1 protein-coding gene and 1 pseudogene are annotated in these 1,246 nt (G+C 55.0%); both read left to right on the forward strand.

Translation table 11 applies throughout. The features are described 5' to 3' along the window. Positions 1-209: 209 nt before the first annotated feature. On the forward strand, positions 210-353 hold the full coding sequence (locus DEQ92_RS23990) for a hypothetical protein (RefSeq protein WP_006655018.1): 144 nt from the start codon (positions 210-212) through the stop codon (positions 351-353). A gap of 211 nt (positions 354-564) precedes the next feature. After that, positions 565-1,246 (forward strand): annotated as a pseudogene (locus DEQ92_RS20835) (transcriptional regulator); the annotation flags it as partial.

Here is a 1,246-nt window from a genome sequence, read left to right on the forward strand (position 1 = left end):
CGGCATATCATGTAGGGCTTCATGGAGCCGCTCGACTATCGCTCGCCGGCGTTCGTATCCTGCCTGTTTGCTATACTCCTTCGGTTTTTGGAGATACCGGCGGTCGGCCGGTGACAAAATCCCTCTTGCCCTTTCGTCAAGACTCATGCTTTACCAATCACATCTTCATGTCCGTAATGCTTTATACGTTGTGCCCTAAAGCGGGATATATGTCTGCCACGGACACGCGGATTCCGGTGTCGAAGGATGTGCGACGCGACCTCCGGGTTCTCAAGGCGCGGGAAGGCCGACGGTCATACGATGAGACAATTGCGGTGGTGCTTGACGCATATCTCTCTGAGAAGGTGGATTAATAAACTATAGTCGTGACTAGCGAACTAGTTGAATCAAACGACGCCGGGAGCACACGAGTCGGCCACGACTTCGCTCCTATCGGCGTCGAAGGATGCTTACGCGGACACGGCGGGCGGGTGGCCCGTTGTCCTAACTCAACCAATGTGGTTGGGGCTTATGGGATTATCGGATTTTCACCCGGCGTTAGTGTTCGCACAAAAGCGACACTAAATGTACGATACGGACGATACGACGGCACACGAACCGACTGAGAAGCGAAGCCTTCGCTTTGCGACTGACCTCGAGGCGGACGTCTCGCTTACAGACTGGACCGCCCTTCGGGTTCATCGAGTAATCTTCGACGAGACAGAGAGTCAATTTGCGCTTCTCGAGGCACTACAAACAGCGGCGGACGGTGTCGACATACTCGAGTTTGAACACCGACTGTCGAGTTGTGGGTTTGACGTCGATGGGTCAGTCGTGAAACTTGCACGACGAGCTGTCGCCGGCGAGAGACGGGCTCTGTGGGACTTGATTCGGTATGCGCGACGGTTGGGACATGATGAGATGGGACAGCCACAGAGCGCCTTAGAGGACGCTCTCGCGTTCACTCGTCTATTGGGCTATAGCAACCCTCAACAGACGATAGCAATCGGTCTCAATGCGGCTTTCAGAGAGACGCGGCGCGACCAGGCCGACGAGATTATCGAGTACGTTCTAACGCTGTCTGAGAGCGTCGACGTGGTCCTTGGTGGGTCAGAGATCGACCGAGTGTACTTGCACAACTACTACGGCGATATTCTCCCATCGAGTGTTACGAATCCGTGCAACGACACCCGTAATGATTACTCCATTACGACGCTCGTCGACGTGGTTGGGACGGAAGCACTTGCTGTCGAGATACTTCGGACGG

The sequence above is a fragment of the Haloferax sp. Atlit-6N genome, from assembly GCF_003383195.1.
GTDB lineage: Archaea > Halobacteriota > Halobacteria > Halobacteriales > Haloferacaceae > Haloferax > Haloferax gibbonsii.

What these genes read in the sequence shown, in the direction of transcription:
- DEQ92_RS23990 (WP_006655018.1), top strand. Translation starts at nt 210, where the DNA reads ATGTCTGCCACGGACACGCGGATTCCGGTGTCGAAGGATGTGCGACGC.